General features: G+C 58.6%; 12 protein-coding genes. 2 read left to right on the forward strand and 10 right to left on the reverse strand.

Features of this window, described 5'->3' with window-relative positions:
* Window positions 1-252 precede the first annotated feature (252 nt).
* From BVG12_RS18670 to BVG12_RS18695, 6 genes are all read right to left on the reverse strand, one after another.
* Window positions 253-561 (reverse strand): putative quinol monooxygenase, encoded by a 309-nt coding sequence (locus BVG12_RS18670; RefSeq protein ID WP_075793706.1) that lies wholly within the window; start codon window positions 559-561, stop codon window positions 253-255.
* Window positions 562-579: 18 nt separating this feature from the next.
* A complete protein-coding gene (locus tag BVG12_RS18675) occupies window positions 580-1,662 on the reverse strand; it encodes a porin (protein WP_229503652.1) in 1,083 nt (360 codons plus the stop codon).
* Between the two features lie 44 nt (window positions 1,663-1,706).
* Window positions 1,707-2,417 (reverse strand): sulfite exporter TauE/SafE family protein, encoded by a 711-nt coding sequence (locus BVG12_RS18680; protein ID WP_075793707.1) that lies wholly within the window; start codon window positions 2,415-2,417, stop codon window positions 1,707-1,709.
* Window positions 2,414-3,832 (reverse strand): amidohydrolase family protein, encoded by a 1,419-nt coding sequence (locus BVG12_RS18685; protein WP_075793708.1) that lies wholly within the window; start codon window positions 3,830-3,832, stop codon window positions 2,414-2,416. The genes BVG12_RS18680 and BVG12_RS18685 overlap by 4 nt, the downstream gene beginning before the upstream one ends.
* 9 nt (window positions 3,833-3,841) lie before the next feature.
* Window positions 3,842-5,251 (reverse strand): uracil-xanthine permease family protein, encoded by a 1,410-nt coding sequence (locus BVG12_RS18690; RefSeq protein ID WP_083685206.1) that lies wholly within the window; start codon window positions 5,249-5,251, stop codon window positions 3,842-3,844.
* A 297-nt stretch (window positions 5,252-5,548) separates the two neighbouring features.
* Window positions 5,549-6,610: a LacI family DNA-binding transcriptional regulator gene (locus BVG12_RS18695; protein WP_075793710.1), complete on the reverse strand. Its 1,062-nt coding sequence runs from the start codon at window positions 6,608-6,610 to the stop codon at window positions 5,549-5,551.
* A 748-nt stretch (window positions 6,611-7,358) separates the two neighbouring features.
* On the opposite strand from BVG12_RS18695, the gene BVG12_RS18700 reads away from it, so the two are divergent.
* Both BVG12_RS18700 and BVG12_RS33540 read left to right on the forward strand, forming a co-directional pair.
* Window positions 7,359-10,514: an SIR2 family protein gene (locus tag BVG12_RS18700; protein WP_075793711.1), complete on the forward strand. Its 3,156-nt coding sequence runs from the start codon at window positions 7,359-7,361 to the stop codon at window positions 10,512-10,514.
* 81 nt (window positions 10,515-10,595) lie between these two features.
* On the forward strand, window positions 10,596-11,408 hold the full coding sequence (locus BVG12_RS33540; RefSeq protein ID WP_083685208.1) for a DUF8608 domain-containing protein: 813 nt from the start codon (window positions 10,596-10,598) through the stop codon (window positions 11,406-11,408).
* 151 nt (window positions 11,409-11,559) lie between these two features.
* Here BVG12_RS33540 and BVG12_RS18710 read toward each other — a convergent pair whose 3' ends face one another.
* From BVG12_RS18710 to BVG12_RS18725, 4 genes are read right to left on the reverse strand one after another with little or no spacing between them, the layout of a single operon-like run.
* Complete coding sequence (locus BVG12_RS18710; protein ID WP_075793713.1) at window positions 11,560-12,027, reverse strand: hypothetical protein; 468 nt, start codon at window positions 12,025-12,027, stop codon at window positions 11,560-11,562.
* Entirely contained in the window at window positions 12,024-14,069 is a 2,046-nt protein-coding gene (locus BVG12_RS18715) for an integrase (protein ID WP_229503653.1), read from the reverse strand. The genes BVG12_RS18710 and BVG12_RS18715 overlap by 4 nt, the downstream gene beginning before the upstream one ends.
* Window positions 14,062-15,615: a site-specific integrase gene (locus BVG12_RS18720; protein ID WP_075793714.1), complete on the reverse strand. Its 1,554-nt coding sequence runs from the start codon at window positions 15,613-15,615 to the stop codon at window positions 14,062-14,064. Before BVG12_RS18720 ends, BVG12_RS18715 begins: the two co-directional genes overlap by 8 nt.
* Complete coding sequence (locus BVG12_RS18725) at window positions 15,602-16,873, reverse strand: tyrosine-type recombinase/integrase (protein WP_075793715.1); 1,272 nt, start codon at window positions 16,871-16,873, stop codon at window positions 15,602-15,604. The genes BVG12_RS18720 and BVG12_RS18725 overlap by 14 nt, the downstream gene beginning before the upstream one ends.
* Window positions 16,874-16,883: the final 10 nt, after the last annotated feature.

Consider the following 16,883-nt stretch of genomic DNA (forward strand, 5'->3'; position numbering starts at 1 on the left):
CGTTTGTTCACCATTTTTCTTTGGGAAGACTTGGACGTCGACGCAGCGGTCTTGCTCACGATTGGCGCATGAAAGTTGTGGTACGACTGCGAAATCGAGAACAAAGTCGATCGCTATGCGCTGCCACTCGACGTAAAAAACAGGCTCGGCAATGCACGGCACACTCTGCTAGTCAGTCCCCCGAGCCCTGACATGACACTCGTGTCACCCTGTAGACAAGTTGCTGAGCCAGTTCGAGCTCGGGCTTCGGGACTAGTCACGTAGCGCCTGCACCCCCGTCCGCTCGTAATGCCGCATCTCTTCAAGCTGACCGACAAACGGCCTGACGCTCGCAAAGAACTCGCGGAATTCGGGGCTCTTGCGGAAACCCTCCATATGCCCTTCGACCGAATCCCATTCGATCCGCAGAATGAATGACGTCGGCTCTTCCATGCACCGGCTCAACTCGAAGCCGAGGCAGTGACTGGATTTGCGCAGCGCCTCGCCTGCGGTCGCGTAGGCGGCAATGAACTGGTCGGCCTGGCCGGCCGGTATCTTGTAGCGGACATATTCGGTCACCATGGTGCGCTCTAATCCTGACTAGAATTTCTGCCTCAACCCCACGATGGCCGTGGTCGCCCGCTCCTGCGCCGTCACCTTGTCGAACATGCCGACCACATACAGGTCGACCCGTTTGGACAGGAGATAATCGTACCCGAAGGATACCGTGTTGCGCGACAGCGTGCCGCCCACGGGATTGCCCAGGCGGCGCGTATTCGCCCACGACAGCAAAACGGCGCCGCGTCCCACCGGCGCGCTGGCGCCGAGCTGGCCGGTCTTGTCGCTCGAGTTCGAGCTGTTCGCCGTCTTCTGGAATGTTCCGAACAGCTTGACCGCCGTGAAGTCGTAGGTGGCGCCGACGAACCAGGCGCTCTGACGCGCGGGCGAACCCACCGTGTTCAATGCCGAGACCGGGCCGCCCGCGTCGAGCGGGTTGTTGACTTCGACGCGCTGCGCATAGGCCGCGGCCGCGAACGGTCCCTGGGCGTAGGACAGGCGCGCGCCAATGTTGTTCTTGCCCGCATGGCCGGCCGCTTCGCCGAACTGGACGTGCAAATCGGCGACGAGACCGTGGAATTCCGGGGTCGTGTACGACACCTGGTTGCTCCAGCCGGTGTCGCCCGCGATCGCGTTACGCCACACGAAGCGGTCGCCGTTCGTCTGCACGTAGGAATGCAGCAGCAGGGGCGACACCACGGTGGAATTGCCGAAAGGGTTGAAGCGCACGGCCGGGAAGAAGTTGGGGCTGACGTACGAGCCCAGATGGATGGCGCCGAAGCGGCCACGCAGGCCGATGTTGGCGTCGCGCGAAAACATCGTATCGCCCGGGAAGCGGCCCTGCATGCCCGTATCGGGCTTGTAGAACGATGTCAGCGCGAACTCGGCCTGCATACCGTCGCCCAGGTCCTCGGCGCCGACCAGGCCGAACCACGACGTCGACATGCCGCCCGGGCCGACGTTCGTCACGCCATGCGACATGCCGCTCAAGCGGTTCGAACCGACGTAGGCATCGATCAGGCCCGTCAACCGGATGCTTGACTGCGCGTGCGCCCCCGATGCCGCGGCCGCGCACAGCGCGACTGCGATGCCCTCTTTCCAGCGATAGCCATGTCTCCTCATCATGCGTCTCCTTGTCGTTGTGATGTCGATGGGTACAGCGTGTCGTGCTAGTGATGGACCAGAATGAACAGGCCGGATACGATCGCGAAGGCCAGCACCGCGACGCGCAGGAAGCGGGCGTCGATCCGCCGGTAGAACGCCTGGCTGGCGACGACGCCGATCGCGAGCGGTGGCATGGCCCAGGCCAGTGCGGGCAGCACCGTCGCGTCGATGCGCCCCATGACCGCCAGCGCGCCAAGCGAGATCAGCTCACCGATCAGGAAGCACAGTGCCACCGAGGAGCGCAGCGTCGGCGCCGGCTTGTGCTGGTAGACCAGCGCCAGCGGCGGGCCGCCGATACCGGTCGCGGTCTCGGTGATGCCGGTGAAGACGCCGGTCGACAGGAAAGCGCGCCGGCCGGGCGAAAAGGCAGGCAAGATAAGCGTTGCGACGGCCGCCAGGATAGTGGTCGCGCCGACCACCAGATTGAGCGACGCCGCCGGCAGCACCACCAGCACCGCGAGGCCGCCGAAGGTGCCGGCGGTGCGTCCGGCCGTGATCCAGCTGACGCCGTGCCGGTCGAGCGCGCGCCATTCGCGCCAGGCCACGTAGGCGTTCAAGGGAATCATCAGCAGGAGCAGGCCGGCCGGCAGCAGGTCCGGCCGCAGAATGCCCAGCACCGGCGCCACGATCAGGGCGAAGCCCATCCCGGTCACGCCCTGGATGAATGTGCCGACGAAGACGGCGACGGCGATGAAGCCCAGGATCTGCGCGCTCATTCGGCCGCTCCCGGACGGCCACCTGCCTGGCTGGCGCGCCTGTGGTCCGCCGCGAAGGCGTGCAGCTTCCTGATCGGCGCGGCCGCCACGACCTTGGCCGCCACGTCGGATACGGCGTCCATGAGGGCCTTGCCGTCCCAATCCACCGGCCAGCCATCGAGCAGCTGCAACCTGCCGGCCACGAAGACGGCCATGATCTGGCTGCGATTGCACAGCCGGACCAGTTCCCAGCTCAGGTCCCAGGACGGCGTCATTTCCGGGACGTCGAGATCCACCAGCAGGAAATCCGCGCTCTTGCCGGCGGCAATGTCCCCGGTGATGCTGTCCATCCCCAGCACTTGCGCGCCGCGCCGGGTGCCGAGATCCAGCCATGTCCAGCCAGCGCCGCACGACGAGTCGCCGACGCCGAGGCCGAACGCGAACCGCTGCGCGGACTCCGCATGGTCGAGCAGGCGGAAACCGTCGCTGCGCGTACCGTCGGTGCCCAGGCCGAGACGGATGCCGAAGACGTCCATCAGGTGCGCCGGCGCCACCGCGTTGCCCTTCCAGGCGCTGGCCACCGGGTTGTAGCTGACGGCGGCGCCGGAATCGCGCAGCATGGCCAGCTCTTCCGGCGTCACCAGCGTCGCATGCGCCAGCAGCGCTTGCGGCCCCAGGGCGCCGATATGGTGCAGGTGCTCGATCGGGCGGCGGCGCTGCTGTTCGATCGAGCGCTCGACCGCGACGAGATGCTCGTTCACGTGCGTCTGGAACATGCAATCCGATTCCGCGCACAGGTCCGACACCCATTTCAGCATGCGGTCGGTGGCCGCTTCCGAGATCGAGATCGCCAGCGAAGGCTGGACCAGCGGATCGCTGTGCCATTGCGCGATGTGATCCTCGGCCCGTTCGCGGATCCCGGCCGCATCCTGCGCCGCGCCGCCCACGTCGTTGCAGATGAGGCCAAGGACGCATCGGATGCCGGCGTCCGACGTGGCCCTGGCGACCGCGCCGATGGTGCCGCCGGCACGGGTGCCGGCGTCGCACACGGTGGTGAAGCCGCCGCGCAGCGCCTCCAGCGCCGCCAGCTTGGACGCGAGGTACAGATGCTCTTCTTCCAGGCGGCCTTCGAGCGGCACCCAGACGCGCCGGAAGATTTCCGACGGCTCGCCGAACACGAGCGACTTGCCGAACGATTGGGTGACATGGTGATGGGTGTCGATAAAGCCAGGCATCATCAGCGTGCGCGCCAGTTCACGCACCGGTATGCCGGGGTACCGGGTCTTGAGCAGCACGGCCGGTGCCACCTCCTTGAACTTGCCGTGGCTGACGACCACGCCGTAGCCCTGCACGGGACCGCTGGCGAGCAGCAGCCAATCGGGAATGAGCAGTTGCTCGTCGTGGCGGAATTCTTTTGCTGTGAGACCTGATTTCATGGTGTGCCTTTAGTGCTTTTCTTTGTTACCGAAGTGGAAGAAGAGGAAATTCAATGCGGCCGCCGTGATGGCCCCCATGGCGACGCCATTGCTCAGGAACATCCGTACGCCGGGCGGGAAGTTGACGTACAGGCCGGGAATGAGGATGGGCAGCAGGCCGGCGCACAACGCCACCGCGAGGATGTACATGTTGGCGTGGTTGCGCAGGTCGGACCGGCGCAGCATGTCGATGCCCATGATCCCGACGATCGCGAAGACGATCACGCCGGTGCCGCCGACGACCGCTTCGGGCACCAGGCTGAGCAGTTTCGTCAGCGGCGCCAGCAGGCCGAACACGATCAGGATCACGCCGGACACCATCGTCACGAAGCGCGACCGCACGCCGGTGGCCCGCACGACGCCGATGTTTTCGCCGCTTGTGACGATCAGCGACGTGCCGAACAGCGCGCCGACGAGCGACATCACGGCGTCGCCGCGGATCGTCTTCGGCACGTCGCGCTGCTGGTCGATGTCCTTGCCGACGGCTTCGCCGATGGCGACCGTCTGACCGGTCGCCTCCACCATCGAAATCACCGAGAAAATAATCAGCGGCAGCGCCGCCACTACATCGAATTGCGGCAGCCCGAAAGGCAGCAGCACGGGCGCGCTGAACAGGGGCCACAGCGCGACGGTGCCCACCTTGAACACGCCGCAGGCCGCGGCGGCCAACGTGCCCGCCACGAGTCCCAGCAGGATCGCCAGCTGGCACCAGATGCCTTTCAGCGTGCGCGAGAACAGGACGGTGAACAGGATCGTCGCGAATGCCAGGAAGATGTTCGTCGGGGCCGCGAAGCCGGGCGTGCCGGGATTGCCGGTGATGAGCAGGCCGGACACCTTGACGAGATTGACCGACACCAGCAGCAGCATCGTCCCCACCACCAGCGACGGGAAGAAGCGCAGGCAACGCCGGAACACGGGCAGCAGGACGAAGTAGGCCAGCCCGGTCAGCAGCACGGCGCCGGCGGCGGTCTGCAGATTGGTTTGCTGCGCGATCAGGATGAACAGCACGACGGGCGCGCCGCCGGGCAGCATGATGAACGGCAGGCGCGCCCCGATACCGCGCGGGCCGATGGACTGCAGCATGCTGCCGAGGCCGCACATCACGAACGTCGCGCTCAGCAGGTTGATCGTCAGCGCCTGCGACAGGCCCAGCGCCTTGGCCATCATGAACACCGAAGCGATCGGCGCGGCCGCCATCACGAGTACGTGCTGCAGGCCGAAGAGCAGCAGCTTGCCCGTCGCCAGCCGTTCATCGACGGCCGCCACGGGATGGGATTGCGCCGCCGTGTCCAAGAGCGGAACGCGCGGCGGATGGTATGTGTTGTTGTGCTCAACTACTGTCTCCTCGGCGGAGACAGCCTGTGCGAGATGGTCTGCCATTGATTCCTCCAAGTGTTGCGTTTGTCGTGCGCGTCCGGCGGCCGGCAATGGATGGTTCCGGCGCGCCGACTCTCTGGTCGGCTTGCTTCCGGCATTGCGCAGTGTCACCCCAAAACGTTTTGGGATCCAGGCGAGCGTTTTCCTTGCGCGAAGCAAAAAAATCGCCGTTCACACTGTCTGTGAGCCAGGATTATCTGGAATCGGGTTGATCCGCATCGACCCCAAAACGTTTTGGTAAGTGTATGCGATGTTCGTACCGTGCGCAAGCACGGCCGCGACTGTCGTGTGCGACCGACGCTACGGCGTGCCGGCGCGCGTCGACGACTTGCGGATCACCAGTTCCGGCGCGGGGCCGGTGACGACGTGGCGGCGGGTGTCGCCGCAGATGTGTTCGAACAGCAGGGCGACGGCCAGCGCCGACACCTGTTCGAGGTGCAGGTTGACCGCCGTGATCGGCGGATTGGCATTCCTGGCGCGCAGGCCGTCGTAACGGGTCACGACCATCACGTCGTCGGGCACCCGCCGTTCCAGTTCGCCCAGCGCCTTGATCACCCCGGACGCGAACGCATCCACCGGGACGCAGATCGCGTCGATGTCCGGATAATCGGCGAGCAGTTCGTGCGCGGCCAGCCGGCCGGCCTCCTCGCCGCCGTACTCGTCGGCCTTGGCGACCATCTTGGGAAGACGGTGCTTGCGGATGCACGCGGTGTAGACGCGCTCCATCTCGGCATAGGAATGGCGCTGCTGGGCGCCGACCAGCAGCGCGATATGGCGCGCGCCGCGCTCGAGCAGGTGGTCGAGCAACAGCTGGCCCGTCGCGCCGGCCTGGAGGTCGACCTGCGGAATCGACGCATCGGCGTCCGCCACGCATCCGATCGACACCACCGACACGCCGCGCTCCTTCAGGCGCCTGATCTGCGGGTCGTCGGCGACCGGTTCCACCATCAGGGCACCGTCGATATCGAGTTGATCGATCAATTGGCGCGAGCCTTCCATATGCGGCACGAGGACCAGCGCCTGCCCCTGCTGCAGCGCCGTCTCGGCCGCCACCGCAGCCACTTCCATCATGAAGCCCAGCCGCGACGACCCGCCCGCCACGGAAAAGGGCATCGAGGACAGCAGCGCGATGCTGTTCGCCCTGCCGGTGCGCAGCCGCTGCGCGCGCACGTTGGGCCGGTAGCCCAGCGCCTCGGCGATGCGCTTCACCTTCGCCCGCGTGTCCGGGTCGACGTAGCCGCGGTCGTTCAACGCATGGGACACGGTGGTCAGCGACACGCGGGCCTCCCGCGCCACGTCCTTGATCGTCGTGCGGCGGGCGGGGGCGGTCGGCGTCGCCGGGATTTGTTGGGGTTTCTTCATTACTGCGGGATCGATGTCATTGGGGGAGTTGCAGGTACGGCAACCAGGATGGAAGCATACCGCAAATAGCAAAAAAGCCTGCCACTACGAAAGTGGCAGGCTCTTGTCAATGAATCGCGAGAACCGACTGCTTAATTCTCAGAACCATTATGAGCACTAATTCTCGTAAACAGCCTTGCAAGTGAGTAAGTGACTAGCCTCCGGCGCTAGCTCATCAGGAAAAAGTAAACAAAAAGGTCCTCCGGCACGAGTTGTTTACACTTTTCTTGAGCTCCTTCGTTCTCGACGCCTATCCTGAGTGTAGGGCGACAGGTCAGCAAACCAGGAGGTTTGGCTAGTGAAGATACTTCAGTCTACGCAGCGCTGGATGCTCTAGCTCCTCTAAGGCTACGTCTGGGGCGACATATGGACCTGCAGTCAAACAACCCATCGGAGAGCGCTCATACGCCTGGTTCGGCACCGGACAGGTCCCCGAGGCTTGGACGAGGTACACATCCTGCAGTGTAGTCGGCAGCCGTAGTTCGACGGGAGGAGCATCATCCTCTTGCATCGACTCCGTCTCGACATTAGGTTGTTCGGAATCCGCTTTTCTGCCTTCAGTCATTGCCGCTCCTTAGTTGCCATAGGGCACGCGTAATTTAAAACGCGCTCCCTAGCGGCGTCCAAGTTTCGAAACACTACTCAAAGTTGCGTTTGCGCAGTAATAGCTGATTATAATTGTGCAGTCGTATGCTGACCTTGAGGCCGAATGAAGACGCAAACCGAAGTTGAGTTGGACTACGCCCATCTTGCCAGCATCGGCTTAGGGGTAGACGCTTTTGTACGCTCCCTTACTGTGAATCGCGGCCGCCCAGTGTGTTTCCTGGTCGGCGCCGGCGCATCTCTTACCTCAGGGATGCCTAGCGCTGAACGGTGCATCTGGGATTGGAAAAGAGACATCTTCGTTAGTAATAACCCTACCCTTCGCGAAACGGTAGGTGAGCTAACCCTAGAGGGAACTCGTAAGCGAATCCAATCTTGGCTGGATAGGCAGGGACACTATCCCCAAGCGGGAAGCGAGGACGAATACTCCTATTTTGCCCAAGCATGTTACCCATCCAGAAACGACCGCAAGAGCTTCTTCTACACCTACGTTAAGAAAGCAGTACCTCATATCGGATACAGGCTCATCCCTTTGTTAGTACGGGCCGGGCTGCTACGCACGCTTTGGACAACAAACTTTGATGGCTTGGCAAGCCGCGCGTGCTCTGCGGCTGACGTAGTGTGTGTTGAGGTTGGAATGGATTCCGTGGCCCGTACGCTACGCCCGCCAGTAGACGGCGAGTTGAGAGTCGTTTCAATGCACGGCGACTATCGATATGACCCCTTAAAAAATACAGTTGGGGAGCTCGCTGAGCAAGATGAAAGCTTCCGAAGAGCGCTTGGCATTGAATTAAAAGATTGTGACCTTGTCGTTCTCGGGTATAGCGGCAGGGATGAATCAATAATGAGTATTCTGCGCAAGGCGTACACCTCCCCAGGTGAAACACGGCTGTTCTGGTGCGGATTTGGCGCGCAACCGCCCAAAGAAGTATCAAGTTTAATCGCCACAACGCGGAACAATGGCCGGGAGGCTTTTTACATACCGACGGATGGCTTTGATGACACAATAACCCGTTTATCCCTAAGCTATCTTGATGCAGAGCACTTAAGCATCGCGAAAGAGATTATAGGGACCTTAAGCACCTCACAGGCACCCGCCAAGCTTTTTGCATCTCCACCAATTGAGCCGACCACGTTATTTAAGAGTAATGCTTATCCTATATCGTTCCCTGGCGAGCTCTTTGAAGCGAAATTGGATTTCCCCAACGATGTACATCGGGGCAAATGGTTGCAAGAGAAACTTAGCTCAATTCACGCATGTGGAGTAGCAACGCGAGACGGAGCCTTTCTATATGGAAATCCGAAAGACCTCCAATCCGCATTGGGACATCATCTTATTGGTCAAATTGTCAGCCATGCGGTTTCCGACATCGACATTGCAAAAGACCCTCGGATTCGCTCGCTCGTACGCAAAGGCCTTCTGCTGAGTTTTAAACGTCACTTATCAACACACGGGACCACCGCACGTATATGGGAGAAATCTCCCTATGAAAGCCGCAAACATAATGGGAAGCTCTATAGTATTCACCGCGCACTAAGAGCCGAGATAAACGTCATAGCTGGGCGCCCGTTGGCGGTCTTAATGCCAGAAGTGACCGTTTATGACTCAGCTGGAAACTTGGCAGAACTGGATACGGCAAAAGTATTACAAAATCAGGTGTACGGTTATCAGCACAATAATATTTTCGACCGCGACCTACGGCATTGGCTTGACCGGTTAGTTAACATTGACATACCAGCCTTGGCTGGTGGCTTATTCCGGCTCAAGAAAGCACCATGGTATGCCGGAATAAGCGAAATCGGCAAACGTCCCTTAGATGAAAAATCCAAGAGATTTGTCAAACAATCTGGCGTGGTCGTCAATGACATGCCCTTGCTGTTCTCATCGCGCGCTAGCAATACCGAAGTTAGAGATATCCACCCAATTCGAGGCTTGGTTACAAATCGCCCTTGGGATTTTAGCCTAACTTCCAATGGGCTTGCACCTCAAGCGGATTTAGCAGTCATATGTCCTGCGCCAGATGCTAATGTGTTCTCTCGATTTCTCTATCAACTGAATGAGCGAGCGACGCCTCCTCAAACCGAACAAGATTACTTACTGCCATATCCAGGCTTCACCGCTGCGTTCGGCCTACCCTTAGTTATTCCGTCGCCCGGTGATTCAGGGTGGCAAAACATTAATGACAGGGTTGAAGGCGACCGGCTCGAAGCCGCGAAGTCTCTTGCGCAGCGTCTATGTAGAGCTTTGGACAATATACGTTCCAGTACACGTCCAGGAGCTGTGACCTTGATATTTGTGCCCTCCAGATGGGAGAGTCTTAAGGTTGTACAGACTTCTATTGAGTCATTCAATCTGCACGACTACGTTAAGGCTTATGCTGCGCGCGCAGGATTAAGTACACAGTTCTTACGAGCAGAAACCGTGCAGTCGCCCCAGCCATGTAGGGTCAGATGGTGGCTATCGCTCGCCCTGTACGCGAAAGCTCTGCGCACTCCATGGCGGCTTGACTGTATCGATGACGAGACTGCATATGTTGGCATTGGATACAGCATCGACCAGAGCGCTGACAATGGAAGTCATATTCTTCTTGGATGTAGTCATCTCTACAGTTCGCGTGGCGAAGGGCTGCAGTTTAGGCTTGGACGCCTTGAAAACTCGATTATTAAAGGCCGCAATCCATTCATGTCCGAGGACGACGCCCGGCGGACCGGAGAGACAATACGTCAACTGTTCTTTGATGCAAAAATGAAGTTACCTTCCAGAGTGGTCGTTCATAAGCGAACACGGTTCACAGAGGAAGAGCAGCGCGGCCTTTGCCAGGGCTTAGATGGTGTTAAGAACGTGGAACTAATCGAAATAAACATTGACGAGTCACTACGTTATCTGGCTTCAAAGAAGACAGACAAAGGCATGGAACCGGACACTTTTCCAGTTCCGCGAGGCACGACCATTGTTCTCAGTGGACATTCCGCATTGGTTTGGGTTCATGGCTCAGCCTTGAACATCAAAAACCCCAAATTCCGTTATTATCAGGGTAAGCGCCGAATTCCCGCCCCCTTATTTATTAAACGTTATATGGGGCAATCAGATGTTATGCAAGTTGCATCCGAGATATTAGGATTATCCAAGATGAATTGGAACCACTTCGACTTCTATTCGCAAATGCCGGCCACATTGACATCGGCGAATTCTATCGCACAGGTAGGCTCGTACTTAAGTGCATTTGGCTCTGCGGCATATGACTACCGCTTACTCATTTAAAATGAATTGACTGACTCAAACGCCGTTTATCTAAAACAGGGTACTTGAATATAGTAAGTCAGCATCGGAAATTTATACTTTATGGATGACAGTTTATTTAGGTCGAGCTTTATAGTGTCTAACGTTCCACATTGGCCCTGCCCGGTGTGCGAAAGAGGCATCCTGCGTTTGAAGAAAGAGGATTTCTTCTCCGAATACGACGCTTCTACGGAAGCCTCAAAAGATGACCCGCAGTTCGATTATGAATGGGTAACATATGTCTTCCATGGCTTCTTGCGCTGTAATTTATGTCTAGCTAAAGTAGCCTTTTCTGGAAGCGGGAATGTTGAGCAAGATTACGACGACTCTGACCGCGGCTGGTCCTATTTTGACTATTATCGGCCGAAGTTTTTCCACCCCTCGTTAATGCTTATTCAAGTCGATAACAAAGTCCTCGTACCTGGACCAGTGATGGATGCGCTTCAAAAGGCATGCGAACTATTTTGGGCCGACCTCGATAGCTGTTCAAACCGCATTCGAACTGCGGTCGAATACATTCTCGATGACCTTAAAATTCCAAGGCGCCAGCAACGTCCGAAAAGACGACTTAACCTCCATGAACGTATCAACCTGTTACAGGAGCCAAACTTAGCGGACGTCAAAACTATACTGGAAGCTGTGAAGTGGATTGGGAATACCGGGACGCACGAATCGGGAACACTCGACCGCCAGCAGGTCATTGAAGGCTTTCGTATGCTAGAACATTGCCTCTCTACGTTATACCCTAAGCCCGCGGCAAGCGTGGCGGGGATTCTTGCTGTTGCCAGAGCCGTGAATGATGCTAAAGGAAGCCTAACTTCTGGTGAAATTAGGCGACTACGTGCAAGTGCAGAGGGCGGAGAGCTCGGCAAGTAGACGAAAGCACGCAAAGCATCGCCGCTAGCGTAACCAAGGGTTTTCCTTCGTTCTTAGTACGAACTGGCCTGCGTGAGTACGTTCGACGAGAGGGTCGCTTTCCAGCTCGGCTACCGCAGCTAATCGGCGATTTGTTGGCCGTTGGCCATGGTCAACCTCCTCGGGAGGCGCGCGGCTTACCGGGCGAACGGGGTCGCTCGCTGCGCTCCCGGTCCACTTCGGGAAGCGGCGAATTCAGGATTTCCTTGGTTAGGCTCCGGGTCTGGGCGTTATAGGCCCAACGAGCGAACTGTTCGAGCAGGCTGTTGTTCTCGGCAGCAAGCCGCTGATTTTCCGCTTCCAGGCGGGCAATCCGCTCCAAGGCGACTTGCAACTCCGGTGACTCCACTTCGGGAGCCTGCTCAACTGGTTGCCCTGACAGCGCCTTCTTTCGCACGGTGAAGGCGAGCCGAATACGCTCGTGACGATGGAGTGCCTGCCGCGTGTATTTAAGGCCTGCGCGTTTCTCGACAGCATCGATGAGGGCTTCCCAACTTAGCTTGCCGCTCCAGCCATCGAGCACCTGGACGATGGTTTCAACGACCTCATCACCGAGGTTTTTCTCTCTCACTCGGGTCATGCCGTCTCCTCCTCGATTGTTGGCAAAGAATCTTCAACTATGGGCGCCGGCGGCAATGCGCGGGCTTGTTCGGCCTGGTCGAGCCGGGACCGAGTGTCCGTAGGCATGAGCTGAATGATTGCACCTCGAGGCACAAGCGGGTTATCCAAGATGTCGAGCAGCGCCGAAGTCCGCGCCAGTTGGGCCCGATGGTGCTCGGCCCATTCGCTTGCACCGAGTTCGCCCTCGGTTTCCGCCTGCTCAGCCATCGCCAGCAATCGCGTCGCCTCGTCATGGGCTTGGCGGATGCGCTTCTCCTTCTCCGATTCGCCCTTTATACAAACCTGTTCACCACAGTTGAGGCAGTCGCGGTGCATCTGACACGGAGTCATCACATAGTCGTGGATGCAGTATCCGAAGTCCGTCGTGTGTGCCGTCGGCACCTTTAGCCGTGCAAATTCGTCCCGCGTGATAAGTGCCGCGCGGGGGCCCTTGGCTAGGGGTCCAAACATCCGTGTGTCATCCCCGACCGCCTCCCGGATTCGCGCAACAACAGCGTCGACTGTCTCGTGGTCATAGTACTTGTTCTGCCTGACGTCCTTACGCCCGGACCATTTGGCAATGTCAAGCTGGCTCATGCCACCTGATTGTGCCAATGTGTTCAGGTAGTGGCGAAACTGATGGGTAGTCACGCGAATAGCGCTACCGTCCGGCTCAAACAGTCCGCAACGGTCGAAAATGGATTTGATACCGTGCTTCGACCCAGCTCCCAAGCGAATATAGATGTTTCCTTGGCTGACTGGCTCGATAACGCAGCGCAGGCGGGTGAGCGTTGCGTGAAGCGCATGGCGCTGAATCACAAACAGCGCGTCACTGTATTTAAGCCCCGTTGGCTCATGCAGATAGGGGAATCCGTCCGGCAGCATCTGCAGGACCGTCGATTCCAGGTCTTCGAACCGAACATAGAGCTTCTCCCCGTGCTTTTCAAAAGGAACCTTATGGTCCACACACCACTGTCGTGCAGTCGTCCTGTGAACCGGGTCCGCGAACAAGATTTCGTTAACGTCGGCCATCGACAACCTCTCTTGCGCCCGCAGGTGTTCTGTCTCTTTCGTCAGGTAAAGCATCCCAGGCTTCTTTTCATACCATCTGGAGACCTCTCTGGCCTCATCGGTAATCCCTCGGATTTTGGCAAGAGCTTCCTCGACTACGCCCGACATCGACGAGATGACCCACTTCACCATCGGCTCGGCCCCTTTTGCGGGCCACCACCGAAGACCATAGGCGTTTCCATCGGAGCCGCTCCGTTTCTGCCGGACTTCGCAGTCAACAGGGAGCAGCAGCACCTCGTTGATACGGTCAGGTGCCGAACAGAGAATTCCAGTAGCCGCCGAAACCAGGACGTCACCTGGCTCGGTGGCAAGTCGGAACACCCTGGGTATCGCGTCGAGAGCCGCCTGACTCGGCATCTTGGCGGCTCGACGCTCATCTGCATCCTTGCCAACTCTCCCGTTATGGTCGTCAGGGTGCTTTAGATGGTGACGCCAGCGCGTTGGCACAGCAGTCAGCCGGTTGTCGCACAAGAAGTCGGCAATCATTTTCAGTTGGCCTGCCGTTCCATACGCGGTCGATACGGCCAATCGCTCGGCAGCCAGTTGCGCCGCGCGGTTGAGGATATGGGTATCTATCCGGACCGGGTCCGATGTGCCCGACTCCTGAAGAGCAGCTTCAAGCGCCCGCAACGCCCCCATGCGCCTGGCCAGCCCCACAGACGGCTTCATGCCGTATTGGTATCGAACATAAGACTTCGCAAAGGCCTTGAAGGGCTCAGCCATCATTGTGGGCAACGGTTCTTCGCTGGCCTGGTGGTTGCTGAACACCAAGCGAACCGCTTGATTTCTGCCCTTAAGCTTTATTGTCCGGGACACGTCCCAAATGTCTTCCTCGAATGCCAGTGTGCGGCCGAAAACAGTAAGTTTCGATTTGCACAGTTCAATGAACCCAGCCATGTTAGCTTGCGCGTCGAGGTCATCATGGGGAACAAAGGTTACGATGTCAGCCATGAGTCGCGTCCCCCTCCGAACGCGTCGCATTGCACAGCTGAATCACTTGTGCGACCGCAAGAATGGCCCGGTCGTTGACTGAAGCAACGCGTGAATCGCCCGTGGTATTCATCAGCCTCTCTCGGTCAGCAATCAGATAGTCGAGCACCTGCTCATGAGGACCGTCTAGCCACGGCTCGAAGCTGTTGCAGGTGTAGCAGGCAATAGGCTTGAGAAACCCGCAGAAGCCATGTGCGCCGCAGCTCGACATCGGCTCGAAGTTCCCCGTAATGGCCGGCGCGCGGATTTTGCTCGACGGGTCAGCACCTCTCGACGCCTCTGAGCCATCTCTAATCAATTTGCCTGCGAATGCCTGCGCAATCGGTCCCATCTTGAAGGCAACGGCTCTGTCGATTCGGTCGATGATGGCTGGCGTTGCGCCCACATACACGCCGACATTCTGCGTGTCGGTATGGTCCAGAAGCTCAGCTATTACCAGCTCGCCATGCCCCTCTTCACCAGCGCGCGTCCCGATTGCTGTCCGAAACCGGTTGGCGTTAATCTTGATACGCTTGCCAGTACGCTCGGAGACGACTTTCAGCCTATTGAACGTGCGCTCGAGCGTATTCGAAATATCAGGTGCCGCACTGTGATAGTCGTCTGCGTGGAACCCTGACCCAACGAGTTCGCGCGGGAATAGGGGGGCCTGTGAGGGGTCATCAATGACACCCACGAAGCGGCTTTTGACTTGGGCAGCGTATTTGACGACAACTTCGCCAATCTGGGGTGCGAGCACGCGGTCCTTAAATTGGGCACGTGCACTCGCTTGCCGGGTTTTTGCTCGCGGCATGCGTATCGAGTACGTCATCGCCCCGTTACCTTTATGAAGCAGCACGACATCAGAGACCTTCAGCGAGGCGTATTGGGTCGGTCGCATACCCAACGCCATGAACAGCCAACAAAGTGTGTACTCGGCGAGGCCTACCTCGCCACGACCATATGCGCTGTTGAGAGCGAGTTGAAGCGCCTCCGTCTCCATAACCGAAAGTGGGCCTTTTACTGGGTCCATCGTCGCAGTGGCGACACCCTTCCGATTTCCCTTAAGTCGCATCTGGCCCAGCAATGTATATGCATCCGGGCTAATTCCGGGATAACCCAACGTACGCCACTTTTTCAGAAAGCCAGCCAGCGAACTTAGGTACCATTCCCGCTCCGCGCCCAGATGGGCCCTGAAGTTGAGAATGTCGACGCTCGTTATTTCGACGATGGGATAACCGGTCGACTCGGCTTTATGCTTGAAGAGACGTTGACTACCGTCGAACATGTTCTCCGTGTGCCGCAACGACCTATTCTGCGCGTACCAGGCGAGCGTCAATTTAAAAGAACGCTTAAAGTCGTTTGCGAGAGGGTTCGACTTGTCAAATCGAAGCGTCGCCTCGTGTGCAAGCTCGCGAAGAACCCAAAGGTCTTCGTCCGGGTCAAATAGACTGCCCCCGCGCGCCCTTAGCGCCCCCTGTGGGCTGTTCAAAGAAAGGGGCGTGCTTGTTTTACTTTCAGGTGTTTTCATCGTTCGGCTTCGTCATCTTGTTCTGAAGCTCGAGGGATGCGTCTCGCGCCTTCCGCTCAATTTCTCGCCGCGTGTACTTCTCAGCGGTACCGGACGTCTCCGACCAGCCCATCAATTGGGAGCGCGTTTTCTTTTCCTTCTCCCGGTCCATGCCCTGTTCGTCCGCGAGCTTCGAGAAGTTGAAGTTATTCGTATGGCGGAGCAAATGCGGGAAGACACTCAGCAACTCCGGATGCTTTGCGCTCAACACGCTAAATATCTTGTTCAAGCCGCGCAGAGAAAGCGGTGCTCCACCGTTGGCTACGAACAGGAATGCGTGCTTGCGCGCGGCGGGGTAGCGCCGCCGCTCTTCAAGAATGTAATGACGCGTCCGCCGAGCTAAATCGTCGCTCAACGGAAGAACGCGGTCGGCCGTCTTGGTATTAGGTTGATTGGCGCGAGGGTCGCTCGGGTCATCGGCACGCCGGGCGATGAACACCTCGTTTGACCGGAAATTGACGTCGCTGACCTTCACGCCGAGCAGCTCACCGCGTCGGACACCGAGGCCCATGAACCATCGAACGATGAGTTCATTACGTACCCTGGCGTGGCGCCCCTCCCATGGATTCTCGGGCGAGTCGACATCGATGATTCTCCACAGAAGGCCCTGTGCGGCCTCATCGAGTGCCTTGCGGCCGCTAACCTTGTTTCGGCCTTTGCCCGTCGGAATACGGGCATTCAACCCGGACTCCACGATTTCTTTCGTCTGAAGAAGAGCCGCACGCGAAGGATGCCGTGCGCTCAAGCTAAGGATGCGCCGGTCGGCTAACCAACCGATGAACTGCCGAATGTAGCGCATTCGAACGCCAGCGGAATCAACATCTACTTCGGGAAGACCAGCCCTTGCCTTGGCTCGGTACGATTCGAGCGAAATCACGGCGCGGGGTTGGGTGGTGTCTGCATCGATTCTTGACTCGATTTCAGACATTGGGAGACGACACAGCTTCGCAAGCGCGTCGAGCTCACCAAGTCCGAGCAACTGTCCATCCAGCATGCGACTTGTCAGGTCAATTTGGTGCGCCTCGCAAAAGAGTACAAACACCTTCAATGCGCGCAGGACTTGTTCAATCGTAGCGCTCGCCCGATTGCGTGCCCGGAATTCGGTGAGAGTAAAGACCGTCGGGTCAAACAGCGGCATCCCAGTGCGCCGGTCGACCAGCAACGGGAAACGCTCGCCTGATTCGAAAACGATGTTCTTGACAGCGTAGCTCTCACCCATTTATTTACTT

The organism is Massilia putida (assembly GCF_001941825.1).
GTDB lineage: Bacteria > Pseudomonadota > Gammaproteobacteria > Burkholderiales > Burkholderiaceae_D > Telluria > Telluria putida.

Coding starts and splice junctions, on each gene's coding strand:
- BVG12_RS18670 (WP_075793706.1), bottom strand. CDS start 561: ATGGTGACCGAATATGTCCGCTACAAGATACCGGCCGGCCAGGCCGAC.
- BVG12_RS18675 (WP_229503652.1), bottom strand. CDS start 1,662: ATGATGAGGAGACATGGCTATCGCTGGAAAGAGGGCATCGCAGTCGCG.
- BVG12_RS18680 (WP_075793707.1), bottom strand. CDS start 2,417: ATGAGCGCGCAGATCCTGGGCTTCATCGCCGTCGCCGTCTTCGTCGGC.
- BVG12_RS18685 (WP_075793708.1), bottom strand. CDS start 3,832: ATGAAATCAGGTCTCACAGCAAAAGAATTCCGCCACGACGAGCAACTG.
- BVG12_RS18690 (WP_083685206.1), bottom strand. CDS start 5,251: ATGGCAGACCATCTCGCACAGGCTGTCTCCGCCGAGGAGACAGTAGTT.
- BVG12_RS18695 (WP_075793710.1), bottom strand. CDS start 6,610: ATGAAGAAACCCCAACAAATCCCGGCGACGCCGACCGCCCCCGCCCGC.
- BVG12_RS18700 (WP_075793711.1), top strand. CDS start 7,359: ATGAAGACGCAAACCGAAGTTGAGTTGGACTACGCCCATCTTGCCAGC.
- BVG12_RS33540 (WP_083685208.1), top strand. CDS start 10,596: ATGGATGACAGTTTATTTAGGTCGAGCTTTATAGTGTCTAACGTTCCA.
- BVG12_RS18710 (WP_075793713.1), bottom strand. CDS start 12,027: ATGACCCGAGTGAGAGAGAAAAACCTCGGTGATGAGGTCGTTGAAACC.
- BVG12_RS18715 (WP_229503653.1), bottom strand. CDS start 14,069: ATGGCTGACATCGTAACCTTTGTTCCCCATGATGACCTCGACGCGCAA.
- BVG12_RS18720 (WP_075793714.1), bottom strand. CDS start 15,615: ATGAAAACACCTGAAAGTAAAACAAGCACGCCCCTTTCTTTGAACAGC.
- BVG12_RS18725 (WP_075793715.1), bottom strand. CDS start 16,873: ATGGGTGAGAGCTACGCTGTCAAGAACATCGTTTTCGAATCAGGCGAG.